This is a genomic window from Limosilactobacillus caccae (genome assembly GCF_900156885.1).
GTDB classification, from domain to species: domain Bacteria; phylum Bacillota; class Bacilli; order Lactobacillales; family Lactobacillaceae; genus Limosilactobacillus; species Limosilactobacillus caccae.
The window spans coordinates 774,076-789,284 of the sequence record NZ_FTOY01000011.1; the positions used below are offsets into that span (position 1 = coordinate 774,076).

The window sequence follows — 15,209 nt, forward strand, 5'->3', positions numbered from 1 at the left end:
CGTAAAAATTAGGACGGCGCTGATAATTAATAGTTCCGTCATTTATTTCATCCCCTCTTCTGCTTTTCCTCAACTTTTCTCAATTCCCAATAAAGTGAAGAATTAGCTAACCAGTGTTTTTTGCCACGATACTTTGTCCCCTTGTAGAAGGGTAGCTCAAATCTTCTTGCTTGGTCTTTCATCATTAAATGATTAATCCAATACACTTTTCTTCTCTCATCGCTCTTCATTAATTTTTGATACTCAACAAGGATTTTATGTAAAGTTCGTCGATTAATCTTCATGGTTTACTTCCTCATTAACCAATAGCAACGAGTTTAGCCATATCATCGTAGTTAATTCTGAAATGCTCTAAGTGGCCAAGATTAAATCGAGTAACAATAATCTTGTCACCATAAAGAGATTGATTAATAATCTCCCTGGTAGTTTCTCGTACTGATAATTTAAGACCGTTATGAAAAATTATTTGTGTCTGCATTAAGCAATCACCGGATACTTAATCTCGCCAAATGTTTCTTGTTCTAGTTGCTGAATATATCGTTTAATATTATTCTTTGCTTCCACTTGCCATTGGTTGTTATCAGCCATGAATAATGCTGATTGCATCCCCTCACGCATCCGGAAGATAAATTTACTTGCTGGCTGATCAACTTCCTGGAATGTCCGGAAAGGAATTAACTTAACGGGATTAGGAACTTTCACTTCATCAACGCTAGCAACACCAGAATTGATTTGAACACTTTGGCTTACACCATCATCAGTTTGTTGGTGAATGCTTTCATCACGAAGATTGCTAACAACTTTCAAAATGATATTCCGGTCATCATTCTCCTCAAAATGTGACTGCAGCATAATGATCATGCTTTCCTGGTCTAAGTAACTTTCTAAGTCAAGACTATCAACTACTGCCCGAACCTCAGCGAAACAAGGACGTTGACCACCTTTCGCTAAGTTTCCAATTACCTCAACCTTAGTCGGACTAACCACATGGATTTTTAGTGCATCGTTAATTGACGATCCTTCACTTTCCAACCACTCGATCAAGCTAGTTAATTGGTCCAGTTGGAGGGGATGAGCAATGATCGGATCATTAAGTAAAGCTGCATCCCCATCATGATCAAGAAGATACTGCCGGCCGTTTAAGCCTGTAATGAGCTGATTGCCATTAGCATCATTTATGAGTTGTTCAAATTGGGTTAATTCACTGTTAATCTTAGTTTCCATAAGTTAGTTCTCCTTCTTTTGCAAATCAATAACCTTACGTTTCTCTTCTTTCTCCACTTCTTCTACTGGTTCGCCAGTGTCTGTCTTAGCCTTACCATCATCTGGATCGATGTAAGTTTGACCTTTAACTCCTGACTTCAACTCGTTAACGTGAACCTTACCGTTAATATCACGGCCTAAAAGCATCGTAGTTGGTACTCCCACTTCTGGAGCAAGGGTGGTCTTAACTTCAACCGTGACATCTGAGGCATCCCGTTTTTCATTGGGAGCTAAGGTGATGTTAAGTTGCACCTTCCGCTTTTTAGTTGGGTCCGTATTAGGATCAAGGATATTATCTGCTACTTGTTGCAACGCACGGTTGAGTTTAACTTGTACCCCCCCATCTGCAATTTCTGATAAATCAAAATTAATAGCTTTCTTCTTACTCATAACACTCGATCTCCTTTACAATGCGCGTCGTTGAAGCTTAATAAATGGCAATTTACCCATTACATCAATTGTCTCATCATAGGTGAATGCCTTAGCTTCTGAGCGTTCTTGTGTGACTGAAAAGTTAATATTTACGCCTTGGTATTGAGTATTAACTCCAGGGACCTCTTTTAGGTAACGTGGGGATGCTGCATAGCTGCCACCTACTTCTAGGCAATACATTGGCTTATCCCGTTCATCTAATTCAGTTAAGGAATACTCCATCACAACCTTAGCAATCTTTTTTTGAACCGACTTAGATAATTTAGGACGGCCATACATCTGAAACCGGCCTACTCTTGTTTGACTTACTCTTGCTACTTCGTAATAGTCAATCATTACCATCAGTGCGTCTTCGATCTTACTTTGTTTCAAATTCAAGCCAAATTCAGCCATTTTATTTCTAAATTCTGATGTTTCCATTTTCTTATTTCTCCTCGCTTACCTTTTTTCTAAATTTAAGTATTTCTTGTAGCCGCCAATCATCAGCCGGCAAAAGTTCTTCTGCTCTCAGCCGACTGTATTTCCAAAATTCCCCGTCAAATGTGTGGTAATTTTCTAGTTCATCAAGGGCATCACTTAATTTGTCTGTTATGAAATCAGTCAAACTTATCAACCCATTCGGAAATGTTATAAAGCTCTTTTAGCTCCGTAGTGTGGGGCATTTTGATAACTCCACTAAACGCTAAAAAGTCACCTGTATCATTGCAAATAAAATAAACATCCTTTGCCTTCCTGCTTAACGAATCACATTGGATTGCTACTCCATTCATCCCCCTAATTGCCATATTGAATAGCAAGAAGGGAATTGCTCTATCGGACATTTCTTCTGCCTGATACCAATAAGCTCTAGGGTCATAAGTAAAGATTGACAAGAATTTTAAGTTAGGATCAGCATGTAATGGATTACCAACCCGATCATTTGTACAGTCATCCCACCAGCGCTTGATTAAAATTCCACCTGTCCCTGCAGCTACCTCGAAATAGTGGCCATTAGATTTATCGCTATCAACTAAGCTATTAAGCAAGGTCGCAATGCTATCAGGGGTAAAATCCTGCTTCTTGCTTTTCCGTTCAGCTTGCTCATCTTCAAAATATTCATGGAACCAGTCAAACTTTAGGTCCGTTGAAACTTCTAGGAACTTCTTAAAGACTTCTGGACGCTTTTGATCATCAAGCATTAGCTGCAGCATTCTTTCCGGAGCCTTATATGACTCGTCAATTTCTAACAGCTTATTAACGGTTTTTGTATCAAACTGCATTATTCCACCTCAAATCCCTGTCATTACAGACATAATCTTGTTGTTATCCTCGTTTGCTAGCTTGTCTAGCAGGTGGATATAGACACGTTGGGTTGTTTCTGTATTGCCGTGGCCTAACCGTTTAGCAACACTTTGAATTGAAACACGGTTAGCAATTAGCAGGGATGCATGAGTATGACGCAAACCATGAACTGAAATTGGTGGTACTCCCGCCTGGTCACACATTTCCTTTAACTCTTTATTAAACACTGAATTATAAATGTGATTACCACCTCGGGTATTAGTACGAGAGTCACTAGCATACTAATGAGCCCAGATTGACTCATCTTCATTTACCCCATCCAGGTGGCGTTGTAAGTCAGTTAATGCCTTAAAATCAATTAGGATTTGCCTAACAGAATACTTGTTCTTAGTCGGCATAAAGTCCCCAGGTTTAACTTGAGAGTAATCTATTTTCTTGTAGTTCAGTGTCTTATTGACGTAAATAGACATGTTATTCATATCAACATCAGCTGGAGTAAGGCCAAGAACCTCAGCAAATCGCAAGCCAGTACGTAACGTAAAATCAAAGAAGTCACCATATCCGCTTTGATCAGCATTAAAGACTTGTTCAAGTTTATGAACCTCATCCATTTCTAGCCACTTCTTAAGCTTCTTTTTCTTCTTAACTTGAGAGGTAATACGAATCTTGTAGCATGGATCACGGGAAATCCATCCCTCATAGACCGCATCTCTGATTGGTGCTTCTAGTAAGCGATAGAAATTACGAACAGTTACTTTTTCATGCGTTTGTCCATAAGCATTGATGAGCTTTTGTATATCAGCTCGGGTTATTTTATCTAGCATTAGATCTGGAGCAAGTTTCTTAATTTGTTTACCTGTCAAAATATATCTTTGGTAAGTAACATCACGGACATCCCCGTATTTGTAGGTTTCATACCATTCCTTGTAATACTTCCAGAACTTAATAGCTCTCTTTTTTCCAACTTGTACCATCGATGCTTATTCCCCCAGATGATAAACAGGAATCTTAGGCTTAGCACCAGTAACAACAACTGACTTACCGTTATAAACATCATTATCATGTTGAACAGCCGCAAGATTAGTTAATCCCTGTTGCTGATAACGATTTAAGATCGAACGTAAGTATGCAAATGTTGGACGATCAGCATTCTCAAACATGGAAGTGATGGCAAATGCTACTACATCACGACCAAGTTCATTCACGAACGCTTTTAATTCGTTTTGTGATTTTGGGGATGCGAGCTTTTTATAATATGAATTAAGAGTAGTACTAGTAGTAGTATTTAAATTATCTTTACTCTTACTTAACTTAACTCTATCCTTACCTAACCTAACCTGAGGATCCATTTCGGTTCCATTCTGGTTCCAATTTGGTTCCATGGGGTTAAAGCCTTGTCCCTGTTGAGGTTGAGAGTTTTCATTTGAAATTTGCTTTTTATTTTTGGAACCACTTTGGATACAGTTTGGTTCCATTTTGTCTCCATCTTGGATACATTCTGGAGACATTTCGGTTCCAACTTGGTTCCGTTCTGGTTCCAAATCGGATACAAATTGGTACCGTTTATTCTTATCAAGACCAATTAATTTCATATCGTCGGTATAAATTGTCGGGGTATATCGATCCTTTTTAACATAGTTGGAAACTAACCAATCCTTAATAACGACTACGCCATCATCAAAGACAATTAAATAGTCCTTCTCAACCAATGCCTTTAGATCATCTTCACTAGCGCCAATCATGCGTTTAATTGACTTGGGATTGCCAACAAAACCGTCATCATCAGCATTCATCCCCAAATGGAAGTAAAGTGATTGAGCGGTAAGCCCCATATCAAGAAACTTATCTGTCTCAGTAACCTTCTGACTAAACATTCTGCGTTGTGCCATTTTGTAACCCCCCTAGTTGTCCTGGTAAATCTGCTTAACCAATTCATCGAAGTCTTGATATTTGCTTATGCGTTTGAGGTGGTAAGCAATATCCTTAGCTAACTTTAGATGATGGCTGTAAGTTTCAGCGTGCTTAAATTGATCGCATAAATTACAAATAAAAATAGCTTGATCAATCACATTGTTAGCAAGTTTTTCAACTTTTACTGCAGTATCTTTTTCTGACATATGTTATAATCTCCTTGTAGATTTCTTATCCAGTTAATTGGATTATTTAGCATCGGTGTCGTCAGCATCGGTGCTTTTTTCGTTTGACCACCACTCTTGGGGTGTATCAGCTAAACAAGCCCACAAGAGAATTAAAGCTGAAAATAAAGCAAATGGAACATTCGCATTAAACAGACTAATCATCATCGCAATTGTGCTTGCTACTGCAATTAAAGTAATCATTTAACTTTCTCCTTTCGTGCTACTTTGCCAAACTTAACTAAGTTCTCAAAGTAACGAACCTGCGTCCATACATAATCATCGGTAGGTTGCCCACCACTAAGGAAGTGCCAGCCAAGGCGATAAAGAATATCATCAATCGCTTCAAGAGGAAAATCGTATTCCTCCATTAATTCGCGAAGACGCTTGGTACCATCTTTCATCTGAACATCCGCTTTCTGTTATGCTTTCCGCGATACTTCTTCTGGAATACTTGTTCATGGCGGATGCCAATGCTGTAAATAGCAGCAAAGGCAAAACACCCAAGAATTACTAAATACGGCCACACATTATTCATCTCCTATAGATGGACGATCTTTTCGTCCTTAACTTCATGCTCTCGCTTGGCTTGTTCGAGAGCATCCTCAATTGATTCTTGACTATCAGTCCACTTACTAATGAACCGATCTAATTCCCACTTAGGATACTTTCTTGCACCTAAATCTAAAGAATTGATGAAGCCATACTTACGCAGATCAGCTAATGTACTATTATTGATTCGTAAATACTTAGCAGCTTCTCGTTCCATAAGCATTGGTGAATTAATTTCTTCCCTTGTTCTCATAGTTTCTCTTGTTTTCATAATTGCTACCCTCCTTTCATCGTCTGCTATACTTAATTCATCCCCTACAAAGGAGGTGAAACTAATGTCACGACCTTCTAATGAACAAATTGCTCATGATATGGCAATGGCCTTTATTCAGGCTGATCTAAGTTCTATGAGTGGTAACGAGCGACTTGAAGAAATCGAAGCAATTAAAGATGATGCTGATCCAGCCAAACCAAATACATCGACAATCATCGATAACTTCAATCGCTATTACCAAATCATTCTTAAAGATCTTCGGTAATTCTTTTAACTTTCTCAAGATATGCTTTCCTGTCAAATGATGGGAAACGTTCACGTAAATAACTTGTATCACTTGCAATTTGATGAAGCTGTTCTTTGCTACCGCTAATAGCATTGAGCAGCTTTTTAATAAGCTTTTCCTGTCGCTTTGTTAGCTTCTTATAGAAAGCCAACTCAGATTGAAGAATACTCAGCCTTTCTTTATCTGATTGGATTTTTTCTTTTTGCTTATCTTTCACCATTGCTACCCTCCTTTCATCGTCTGCTATACTTAACTCATCCCCTACAAAGGGGGGTGAGCACAAATGATCAAAATAACCTTCGCAGACGGTACTGTTAAAACAATTAATGAATCAACAAAGATCGTCGCTTGGAAAGCTGCAGATGGGGTTATCAATAAAACACCCTTTTATAGAGAAATGGCTTTTGAGGGCTCCTATAACGACGGAACCGAAATTGCAACTAAAGATCCTTTAAATGGCATTAGCGGACTAATTGGATCAACAGACTGGTTCTCCATCGGAAAAGATAGAACTCTTTACAAGACATCTGCTGTAGTAAAACTAGAACTTATTGATTAAGCGCAATTTGCTCCAATCGCTTAACCATTAAGAATATAAACTCGTGTGTTTCTGGCTTAGCTGTATTGGCTAGTTGTTCTTGAAGAAATGCGCGAGCTTTTTTATTACTATCAAATTCATCCAGAAGTTCAATAGCATAGTCATTGATTAATTTGTCGTAACTTTCAGATGCTTTCTTAAAATTATTTATGTTGTCCATCATTGCTACCCTCCTAGCACCGTTTGTATAACTTTAAGTTGACTTACGACCAAAATTAATAACCTCTATAGGAATAGAGTAAATCGTAGAAAAACCTTGGCCAAATCCAGGTGGGGTTTGCTGCGGATTTTCTTCATATTTCATAACACGTTGTCTTGAAATTTTCATACCAAAATACTTACTAAGTTCCTTTGCAGCTTCGCCTTGCGTCATATTTGCATTAATACGAGCTGCTCTCAATGAAATACGTGTACTATTCGGCATTTCTTTTCCCCCTTTCTTCATCAATATAATAATCTAACTTAAAGTTATAGTCAACTCTTTTTTATATTTTTATATAACTTTACGTTTATTTAGATAACCAAAAGTTATATAATCAGATTAAAGGGGTGGAACTCTATGGTTGAAAACACGATAGCCTCTCAATTAAAAAGACTAAGAAAAAGTAGAGGTTGGACACAAACACAATTAGCAGATAAATTATCTGTTTCTAAACAAACTATCTCTAACTGGGAAACTGGTACAAAAGTCCCTCGCATGGGATCATTACAAAATTTAGCTGATCTATTTCATGTGAAAATTGGTGAAATAACTAATGCATCAATTATCAAAGAAGAGACTCAGAGTCACTTACCAACTAATATCGTCTACCCGCTAGGAGATGATTTTGAGCGTATCAGCATTCCCCTCATTGGTGAGATTGCCTGTGGGGACCCTATCACAGCCGAAGAAAATATTGAAGGCTACGTTGAAGAGATTTTTGAAAAGCCTGTTCCAAAAGGCAATCTCTTTGCTCTACGTTGTAAAGGCAAAAGTATGGAACCAACCATTCATGATGGATCAATTGTAACCATCAGAGAACAACCCACAGTGGAAGACGGTGAAATCGCCGCTGTCCTTGTTGATGGTGATAATGAAGCAACTCTGAAAAGAGTTAAACATCAAGGAAATCTTACTATGCTAATGCCAGATAATAAAGAATTCGACCCAATTATCTTAGATAAAGATAATCCAGGCCGAATTGTTGGTAAGGCTGTTCACATTTCATGGAGTATTAAATAATAATTTACGTCCAAATACTGATCGACGTTAAAAGCTGTTATTTATATTAGGGAGGAAAACTTATGACTGTTTTAGCTGCCATAAGCACACTTTTTTATGTTGTTACATTTCTAGCCGTTTTAGTTTTAGTAGGTTTCTTAATAACTTTACTAGTCGGAAAGCTATCAAAAAATATTAAAACTAAGAAAGTTGGAAAAATCGGATCTTTAATCACTGTTTTAGTTGCAGTGTTAGCATTAATAATTGCTGGTATAACAGATGCGAGTTACCGACAAGTAGCAACAAAACATAATCAGAGATTCGATTACTACGCTCAAAAATATGAGGTGCTTTATATAAAAACAGCTAAAAAAGCAGAAGAAATTGGTAACTCAGAAACTGAAAAATGGTCAGATGCTATCGACAATAGTGATAGTGCAGATGATTTTGATGTAGATGAAACTATTACTGATGCAGTGGTAGACAATGCAGGCGATATCGCTGATATAGATGCGAATATGAAAAAAATTAAAGAATATACTGAAGGAATGAAGGAGAACGAGACTCCAGATAGGAGCTTTGCTAAATATAATAAGTCATATAAAGAACTTAAAAATCTGACTAATTTAGTTACGTCTCCTTCAGGTAGTTATAACAGCTTTTCTGATAGTTTTAATAAATATGATACTTCTGCAGCTAACGCTTATAAAGATTTGAATCAGTAATAAATTACCGTGACTGATGGGAGTGATGAATAATGAAGAAAGAAACAGATTTTCGCATTTATTTATGTGACATTGCAGGTTCATTACTTCAAGGTGGTCCTCTTGAGCTAGAAGGAAATACTTACGTTGGTGATGAAGCCCGGAAAAAGGGAATGCAGATTGTCGATCTCATTCGTGTGTTAGATGTTTATTTTAAGGGCAAATAGTTGAGGGGAGTTACTTAATGAATAAAAAATCTACTGCAAATAGTAACAACCAATCTAAGATAGAAACTATCCACGCCTCAATTGACCCAAAAGCAACTGAGGAAGAACGTAAAGAGATTATTAAATGGATTGAGAATCTAAAGAAGCAGAAGCAGAAATAAATTTAAGCCAAGGATTATCCTTTTTAGATTTAATACTTTATCTATAGCTATAAATAATCTTTAGTTTCTTGACATTTATATATAATCAAGTATCATGAGTGTATAAGCTGAAAATCCCGCTAACTAAGCAGGACAAAAACACCTCATGATACTGAAGTATTGTGAGGTGTTTTTTGTTGGGCAAAAAGCTAAAGCAGGTAAAGTTTCTTACATATGAACAAATGGTAGATAACCTAAAAAATAAAAATTTAAGTATTTCAGATAAGAAACTAGCAATTGAACTAATTAAAGCTCGTGGATATTATAATCTTGTAAATAGATATAAAAATCATATTTATAATTCTGACAGGCACTATCCTAATCATACCCATTTAACTGATTTGTATTTATTTCAGGTAATGGAATCAGATCTTCAAGATATATTATTTCAAGCAACAATTAATTTTGAACACAGATTTAAAGAGGCAATGGCCCATTCCCTTTCGAAAGAATTTGGAATTGGCGAAGCAGATTATCTTGATCCCTTGAAATATAAACGCAGAAAACGTAATAAAGCTATTAGTATAACAGCATTTTTACTAGATATTGCCTATCATACTGATAAAAATCCAACTAGATATTATCGTAGAAGGTATGACTGTATTCCGCCTTGGATTCTTATTAACAATGTAACTTTAGGTCAAGTCAGGATGTGGTTTTCAATCTTTAATTCAAAAATGACAAGTACTGTTGTTTCTGAAATGTTACCAATTGATACATATCCGTCACAGATTATAGTTGGTAATTCCGGTGTTGGTTCTCTTGCATTAAGACAAATGCGAATGAAATCAAGGCCAGGAGAGTACCGTGATATATTCGGCTTTTTTCATGACCAAAGTGCTGAAGAAGTAAAAAAGTTAGAAGACGAATATCAAAAAGATTTCGATAATATAATTAATTTATTCAAAAACATGTTAAGTATTATTCATGATTTTAGAAATAATTTAGCTCACGGAAATGGTCTCTTTGATTTTAAGTCAAACTCCTCTTTACTTTTGACTCCTTTAAGACTTTTTGCATCAACGTCAGTAATTACCAATCAAGAGTTTAACAGTAGATTTGGTAAAAATGATTTGCTATCTTTTATGATTTCGTTAATACTAACTCTTGATAAATACGACTCACTTAATCTAATTAAGCACCTAAGAGACTGGAGAAATAATAATAATTCCACACCTGAGAGAAGCAATGCACTTAATCTTTTCCTAAAAGGATTAAACCTACCTACAAACTTCATAAGTAGACTAGAACATATAAATATAGAGTTAACACACGAGCAATATCGACACCGAATGCAACTATTTTAAATATAGCTTACTAATTAAATAAAACCTCAATGATCCAACTTTGGCCGGCTGATCATTGAGGTAAGTGTTGAGATACCAGGGGTGGAGTACACCCTCAGCATGTTTTTATTATAACAGAAAGGAGTTTTACTATGAATGGTAATGTTAGAAAGCGTGGTAAAAAATGGTACTACCGCTTTGATATTGCTGACAAAGACGGAAAAAGGCGACAATACGAACGAGTCGGAGGCGATTCTTACAAGGAAGCAATGCACCGATTACGCGTTGCTTTAGAGCTTTATGAAAATACAGGAGCAGTTACCAATACTGATAAGATTTCAACTCATGATTACTTTGAATTTTGGTATGACAATTATGTTAAGACTAACTTATCTAAAAACACTCAACTGAATTATCGGCATGTTTTAGATAAATATGTGCAACCTACCCTCGGAATTTATCAATTATCTAAAGTCACCCCAGAATTAATTCAAAAGACTATTAATAAGATCGCAGACTCTACCGAATATAAACCTGATCATACACAACTACATGGCCATACTGTCGAAATTATTCTTATGGTTATCAAGGAAGGTTTTCGACAAGCGGTACATCCCTGGCATATTCTTACTCAATCACCTGCAGAATACGTCCGGCAGCCAAAATATAACCATCCTAAAACTACACGAGAAGATCTAAAAATTATTACCCTACAACAATTTAATCAACTTTTAGAGCAATTTCCTCTTGGCCACCCATTTCACCTTCCCCTTTTAATCAGCTTTTATACTGGAATGAGACGTGGAGAAGTAGCCGGTCTTGAATGGGATAATGTTAGTTTACCAGATGCTGAAATTAATGTTACTCAGCAAATGAAACAATATTCCAAAACTGATGTTCGACTTGGAAAATTAAAAACAGCCGCCAGTTATCGAACAATTGCAATCGGTGATCAACTTATCCATGCGCTTAAAGTTCAGCGGCGATTACAAAATGAAAATCGTTTACGATATGGTAAAAATTACCATGAATCTAACTTTGTATGTACAAAAGAAAATGGGAAACCTGTAACTCCCAATTCGATTAAGTACTATGCAAGTACCGTCACTAAAGAGCTAGGTTTCCCATTTAATTTCCATAGTTTGCGTCATACCCACGCAACCATGTTACTAGAAGCGGGTGCATCTGCTAAAGAGGTCCAAGTACGATTGGGCCATAACAAAATTGCCACCACTCTAGATACCTATGTCCATCTTAGCAATAAGAAGAAACATCAAACAGCAAATCTATTTGATCAAATAGCTAAAATGTAAAATCTTGCCCACCATTTGCCCACAAAGTATCTTACGTCTTGCCCACGAAGGTACTTCATGTGGGCAAATGGTGGGCAAAACACTTTAATTGGTATATAAATTGGTCTACTTTGTGAAATCCAGCAAGTTAGAAATGCCTTTACATCAATATTTACTTTTCATCCAATTGCTCATCGGTCTTCAAAACGGCCATAAAGGCAGCTTGTGGAATCTCAACTTTTCCAACGGCCTTCATCCGTTTCTTACCACGCTTCTGCTTTTCCAATAACTTAGCACGCCGGTCGGGGTCCCCCGTGTGGATCCGGGCGGTAACGTCTTTCCGGTAAGCCTTGATATTTGTCCGCGCGATGATCTTTGAGCCAATTGCCGCTTGAATTGGAATTTCAAAGTTTTGCCGGGGGATAATCTTCTTTAGTTTAGAAGTGATCTCCCGTCCCCGCTCAGCAGCGAAGTCCTTGTGGGCAATAAAGCTTAACGCATCGACCTTGTCCCCATTTAAGAGGATGTCAATCTTAACCAGGTTGCTTGGCTTGTAATCATCAACTTCGTAGTCCATGGAAGCATAGCCACGGGTTGAACTCTTTAGTTTATCAAAGAAGTCAAAGATGATTTCTGACAATGGCACATGGTAAATCACGTTTACCCGGGTGTCACTCAGGTATTCCATCGTTTCAAAGATTCCCCGTTTCCGTTGGCATAACTCCATGACTGGTCCGACATAGTCATTCGGGACCATGATTGATGCCTTGACATATGGTTCCTTAATCGCCTTAATCGAAGAAGCATCGGGCATTTCTGCCGGGTTTTCCACCTCAACCGTGCTCCCATCAGCCAGCTCAACGTGGTAGGTTACTGATGGTGCAGTTGTAATTAAGTCAAGGTTAAATTCTCGCTCTAACCGTTCTTGAACAACATCCATGTGCAGTAATCCTAAGAAACCACAACGAAAACCAAAGCCCAACGCCTGGGAACTTTCGGGCTCAAAAACCAGCGCCGCATCATTTAATTGCAGCTTCTCTAACGCCTCCCGCAGGTCGTTAAACTTTGCATTGTCAGTTGGGTAAAGACCCGCGTAAACCATCGGCGTCATCTGCCGGTAACCCTCTAATGGCTTAGCAGTAGGGTTTGTCGCGCTTGTGACCGTATCACCGACCCGGGTATCCTTGATATCCTTAATCGCTGCGGTGATGTAACCAACATCACCAGCCATTAAAACATCCCGTGCTAATGGTTTTGGTGAGTTGATCCCCACTTCTGCCACCTCGTATTCAGTCCCACTGTTCATTAACTTAATCCGGTCACCCTTTTTTACGGTCCCTTCAAAGATCCGTACACTAAGGACAACCCCCCGGTAGTCATCATACTTAGAATCAAAGATCAATGCCTTTAAGGGAGCCGTCAAGTCACCGGTCGGGGCTGGAACATCCTGGACGATCTTTTCTAGGACCTGGTCAACTCCCATCCCCGTCTTTGCACTGATATCAACGGCATCCTCAGTATCGAGGCCAATCTCATCTTCAATCTGCTTCTTTGTCCCGTCAGGATCAGCGGATGGCAAGTCAATCTTATTAATAACCGGGAGAATCTCCAGATCATTATCCAGTGCCAGGTAGACGTTCGCGAGGGTCTGCGCTTCCACCCCCTGGGTCGCGTCAACAACTAAGACTGCGCCTTCACAGGCCGCCAGCGACCGGGAAACTTCATACGAAAAGTCGACGTGACCGGGCGTATCAATCAAGTGAAAAATGTAGTCCTGTCCATCCTTAGCATGGTAAGTTAAGGCAACAGCATTTAGTTTAATTGTAATTCCCCGTTCACGCTCAAGGGGCATATCATCAAGGATCTGGTTTTTCATCTCCCGCTTGCTGATAGAATCCGTCATCTCTAAGATACGGTCTGCAAGGGTCGATTTCCCATGGTCAATGTGCGCCACAATCGAAAAATTACGAATGTGTTTCTGGCGCTCTTTCATTTCTTCTAAGTTCATGCATAAGACTCACTTTCAACGAATATTCTTTTAATAGTATACCAAATCAGTCCCGCTAATGGAAAGGGAGGCGGTTGGCAAAGAAGCTAAAAAACTAGGGGCCGGAAAGAAACTATTTTTCTTTCCGGCCCCTAGTTTTATCTCCAAATATTACACAGTAATCGCGGGAAAAAAGCGAGCCCCTCAAGGGTAACTACGGACAAACGTCGGCCCGTGCCGTGCCAACGTCCGTCCTAGGTTACCCCACCGGGGCTCCGAGAAGCTTTTTCCCAGCTTGTTTTATTTATCTTCAAAAGCGTCTTTCAGCTTATCGAGCACGCTCTTCTTAACACCTTTCACGTCTTCACCACTAGCAGCCGCAAAAGCTAACATGGCTTCCCGTTGCCGCTTGTTTAAGCTCTTTGGTGTCTTCACATGGACAGTTACGTGTTCATCACCATTACCATTGCCGTTGAGGTGGGGAACACCTTTGCCACGTAAGCGGAAGTTGGTTTCTGATTGCGTACCAGCTGGAATCTTAAGGTTAACATCACCATGGACGGTCTTAACCTTCACCTCATCCCCCAGGGCTGCTTGTGCAAATGAGATATCACGGTCAACGTAGATCGTTGAGCCATCACGCTTAAAGTCGCGGCTTGGGGTTACCCGGAAGACAATGTATAAGTCCCCGGCAGGGCCGCCGTTTTCACCAGCATCCCCCTGGTTTTGTAACCGCATCTGCTGACCATCGTCAACACCTGCCGGCACCTTAACTTCTAGCTCATGCCGCTCATGAACGTGGCCAGCCCCATGACAGGTCTGACACTTATCTTCTGGCTTAACGATCTTCCCGGTCCCGTGACATTCTGGACAAGTCGTCTGCGTCTGCATATTGCCCAGTGGGGTCTGCCGAACATTGACAACCACCCCACTACCGTGACAACGAGAACAAGTAACTGGTGACTTGCCCGGCTTTGCTCCGGTCCCGTGACAAGTTTTACACTCGGCATCCCGATCGTACTTGATTGTGGTCGTCTTGCCAAAAACTGCATCCATAAACTTAAGGGTCATGGAGTACTGCAAGTCACGGCCAGGCCGGGGCGCCGTCGGGTCCTGACGAGAACGACCACCGCCACCAAAGAACTGGCTAAAGATGTCATCAAAGCCACCGCCAAAGCCTTGACTGTAGCCTTGACCACCGCCAAAGCCACCAAAACCTTGGCCCGCTTGTGGACCAGCAGAACCAAATTGGTCATACTGGGCCCGCTTTTGACTATCGCTTAGTGTTTCATAAGCTTCATTGATCTTTTTAAACTTCTCTTCAGCGCCTGGCTCGTGGTTAACATCAGGGTGATACTTCGCTGCTAACCGCCGGTATGCACGCTTAATGTCAGACTCGGAGGCATCCTTTGAGATACCTAAAACGTCGTAGTAATCTTGTTCTGCCATATAAATACCTCGCTAATTTAATGCTTGTTTAGTTATACCACA

General features: G+C 39.3%; 25 protein-coding genes. 8 read left to right on the plus strand and 17 right to left on the minus strand.

Annotated features, from left to right (window positions below; all coding sequences use genetic code 11):
• Positions 1-47 precede the first annotated feature (47 nt).
• From CZ502_RS09735 to CZ502_RS09795, 12 genes are all read right to left on the minus strand, one after another.
• Positions 48-284 carry a hypothetical protein gene (locus CZ502_RS09735; protein ID WP_076462035.1) on the minus strand — a complete coding sequence of 79 codons (237 nt, stop codon included), beginning with the start codon at positions 282-284 and terminating at the stop codon, positions 48-50.
• A gap of 193 nt (positions 285-477) precedes the next feature.
• Complete coding sequence (locus CZ502_RS09745) at positions 478-1,224, minus strand: hypothetical protein (RefSeq protein WP_076462039.1); 747 nt, start codon at positions 1,222-1,224, stop codon at positions 478-480.
• A gap of 3 nt (positions 1,225-1,227) precedes the next feature.
• Positions 1,228-1,653 (minus strand): replication terminator protein, encoded by a 426-nt coding sequence (locus CZ502_RS09750; RefSeq protein WP_076462041.1) that lies wholly within the window; start codon positions 1,651-1,653, stop codon positions 1,228-1,230.
• Between the two features lie 15 nt (positions 1,654-1,668).
• On the minus strand, positions 1,669-2,115 hold the full coding sequence (locus tag CZ502_RS09755) for a hypothetical protein (protein ID WP_076462043.1): 447 nt from the start codon (positions 2,113-2,115) through the stop codon (positions 1,669-1,671).
• 176 nt (positions 2,116-2,291) lie between these two features.
• Positions 2,292-2,954, minus strand: a complete 663-nt coding sequence (locus tag CZ502_RS09765; protein ID WP_076462047.1) for a DNA methyltransferase family protein — start codon at positions 2,952-2,954, stop codon at positions 2,292-2,294.
• Positions 2,955-2,963: 9 nt separating this feature from the next.
• Positions 2,964-3,215 (minus strand): tyrosine-type recombinase/integrase, encoded by a 252-nt coding sequence (locus tag CZ502_RS10910; RefSeq protein ID WP_255372242.1) that lies wholly within the window; start codon positions 3,213-3,215, stop codon positions 2,964-2,966.
• Between the two features lie 42 nt (positions 3,216-3,257).
• Positions 3,258-3,950: a phage integrase SAM-like domain-containing protein gene (locus CZ502_RS09770; RefSeq protein ID WP_234982469.1), complete on the minus strand. Its 693-nt coding sequence runs from the start codon at positions 3,948-3,950 to the stop codon at positions 3,258-3,260.
• A gap of 6 nt (positions 3,951-3,956) precedes the next feature.
• Positions 3,957-4,865, minus strand: a complete 909-nt coding sequence (locus CZ502_RS09775; protein ID WP_076462049.1) for a DnaD domain protein — start codon at positions 4,863-4,865, stop codon at positions 3,957-3,959.
• A gap of 12 nt (positions 4,866-4,877) precedes the next feature.
• Complete coding sequence (locus tag CZ502_RS09780) at positions 4,878-5,093, minus strand: hypothetical protein (protein WP_076462051.1); 216 nt, start codon at positions 5,091-5,093, stop codon at positions 4,878-4,880.
• Positions 5,094-5,135: 42 nt separating this feature from the next.
• The gene (locus CZ502_RS09785) at positions 5,136-5,315 is read right to left on the minus strand and encodes a hypothetical protein (protein WP_076462053.1); all 180 of its coding nucleotides are present in this window, start codon (positions 5,313-5,315) and stop codon (positions 5,136-5,138) included.
• Positions 5,312-5,515: a DUF6877 family protein gene (locus tag CZ502_RS09790; protein WP_065532944.1), complete on the minus strand. Its 204-nt coding sequence runs from the start codon at positions 5,513-5,515 to the stop codon at positions 5,312-5,314. The genes CZ502_RS09785 and CZ502_RS09790 overlap by 4 nt, the downstream gene beginning before the upstream one ends.
• Positions 5,516-5,652: 137 nt before the next feature.
• A complete protein-coding gene (locus CZ502_RS09795; RefSeq protein WP_076462055.1) occupies positions 5,653-5,934 on the minus strand; it encodes a hypothetical protein in 282 nt (93 codons plus the stop codon).
• A gap of 64 nt (positions 5,935-5,998) precedes the next feature.
• On the opposite strand from CZ502_RS09795, the gene CZ502_RS09800 reads away from it, so the two are divergent.
• Positions 5,999-6,202 carry a hypothetical protein gene (locus tag CZ502_RS09800; RefSeq protein WP_076462057.1) on the plus strand — a complete coding sequence of 68 codons (204 nt, stop codon included), beginning with the start codon at positions 5,999-6,001 and terminating at the stop codon, positions 6,200-6,202.
• Here CZ502_RS09800 and CZ502_RS09805 read toward each other — a convergent pair.
• Entirely contained in the window at positions 6,186-6,443 is a 258-nt protein-coding gene (locus CZ502_RS09805) for a hypothetical protein (protein WP_076462059.1), read from the minus strand. The two genes, CZ502_RS09800 and CZ502_RS09805, sit on opposite strands and share 17 nt — an antisense overlap.
• 63 nt (positions 6,444-6,506) lie before the next feature.
• Between CZ502_RS09805 and CZ502_RS09810 the strand changes: the two genes are divergently transcribed.
• On the plus strand, positions 6,507-6,782 hold the full coding sequence (locus CZ502_RS09810) for a hypothetical protein (RefSeq protein WP_076462061.1): 276 nt from the start codon (positions 6,507-6,509) through the stop codon (positions 6,780-6,782).
• Here the strand turns inward: CZ502_RS09810 and CZ502_RS09815 are convergent.
• Both CZ502_RS09815 and CZ502_RS09820 read right to left on the minus strand, forming a co-directional pair.
• Positions 6,772-6,984, minus strand: a complete 213-nt coding sequence (locus CZ502_RS09815; RefSeq protein ID WP_076462064.1) for a hypothetical protein — start codon at positions 6,982-6,984, stop codon at positions 6,772-6,774. The two genes, CZ502_RS09810 and CZ502_RS09815, sit on opposite strands and share 11 nt — an antisense overlap.
• A 30-nt stretch (positions 6,985-7,014) precedes the next feature.
• Complete coding sequence (locus CZ502_RS09820; protein ID WP_076462067.1) at positions 7,015-7,245, minus strand: helix-turn-helix domain-containing protein; 231 nt, start codon at positions 7,243-7,245, stop codon at positions 7,015-7,017.
• Positions 7,246-7,380: 135 nt separating this feature from the next.
• Here CZ502_RS09820 and CZ502_RS09825 point away from each other — a divergent pair, with 135 nt between their 5' ends.
• From CZ502_RS09825 to CZ502_RS09840, 6 genes are all read left to right on the plus strand, one after another.
• The gene (locus CZ502_RS09825) at positions 7,381-8,043 is read left to right on the plus strand and encodes a LexA family protein (protein WP_076462069.1); all 663 of its coding nucleotides are present in this window, start codon (positions 7,381-7,383) and stop codon (positions 8,041-8,043) included.
• 62 nt (positions 8,044-8,105) lie between these two features.
• Positions 8,106-8,747 (plus strand): CvpA family protein, encoded by a 642-nt coding sequence (locus CZ502_RS09830; protein WP_076462072.1) that lies wholly within the window; start codon positions 8,106-8,108, stop codon positions 8,745-8,747.
• Between the two features lie 32 nt (positions 8,748-8,779).
• On the plus strand, positions 8,780-8,953 hold the full coding sequence (locus CZ502_RS10720) for a hypothetical protein (RefSeq protein WP_159434562.1): 174 nt from the start codon (positions 8,780-8,782) through the stop codon (positions 8,951-8,953).
• A gap of 17 nt (positions 8,954-8,970) precedes the next feature.
• Positions 8,971-9,114: a hypothetical protein gene (locus CZ502_RS10725; RefSeq protein WP_159434563.1), complete on the plus strand. Its 144-nt coding sequence runs from the start codon at positions 8,971-8,973 to the stop codon at positions 9,112-9,114.
• Between the two features lie 176 nt (positions 9,115-9,290).
• Complete coding sequence (locus tag CZ502_RS09835; protein WP_076462074.1) at positions 9,291-10,460, plus strand: Abi family protein; 1,170 nt, start codon at positions 9,291-9,293, stop codon at positions 10,458-10,460.
• 131 nt (positions 10,461-10,591) lie between these two features.
• A complete protein-coding gene (locus CZ502_RS09840; protein WP_076462076.1) occupies positions 10,592-11,752 on the plus strand; it encodes a site-specific integrase in 1,161 nt (386 codons plus the stop codon).
• Positions 11,753-11,903: 151 nt separating this feature from the next.
• Here the strand turns inward: CZ502_RS09840 and lepA are convergent, their stop codons facing one another.
• Both lepA and dnaJ read right to left on the minus strand, forming a co-directional pair.
• Positions 11,904-13,739, minus strand: a complete 1,836-nt coding sequence (gene lepA, locus CZ502_RS09845) for a translation elongation factor 4 (RefSeq protein ID WP_076462078.1) — start codon at positions 13,737-13,739, stop codon at positions 11,904-11,906.
• 279 nt (positions 13,740-14,018) lie between these two features.
• Positions 14,019-15,167 (minus strand): molecular chaperone DnaJ, encoded by a 1,149-nt coding sequence (dnaJ, locus tag CZ502_RS09850; protein ID WP_076462080.1) that lies wholly within the window; start codon positions 15,165-15,167, stop codon positions 14,019-14,021.
• Positions 15,168-15,209 lie beyond the last annotated feature (42 nt).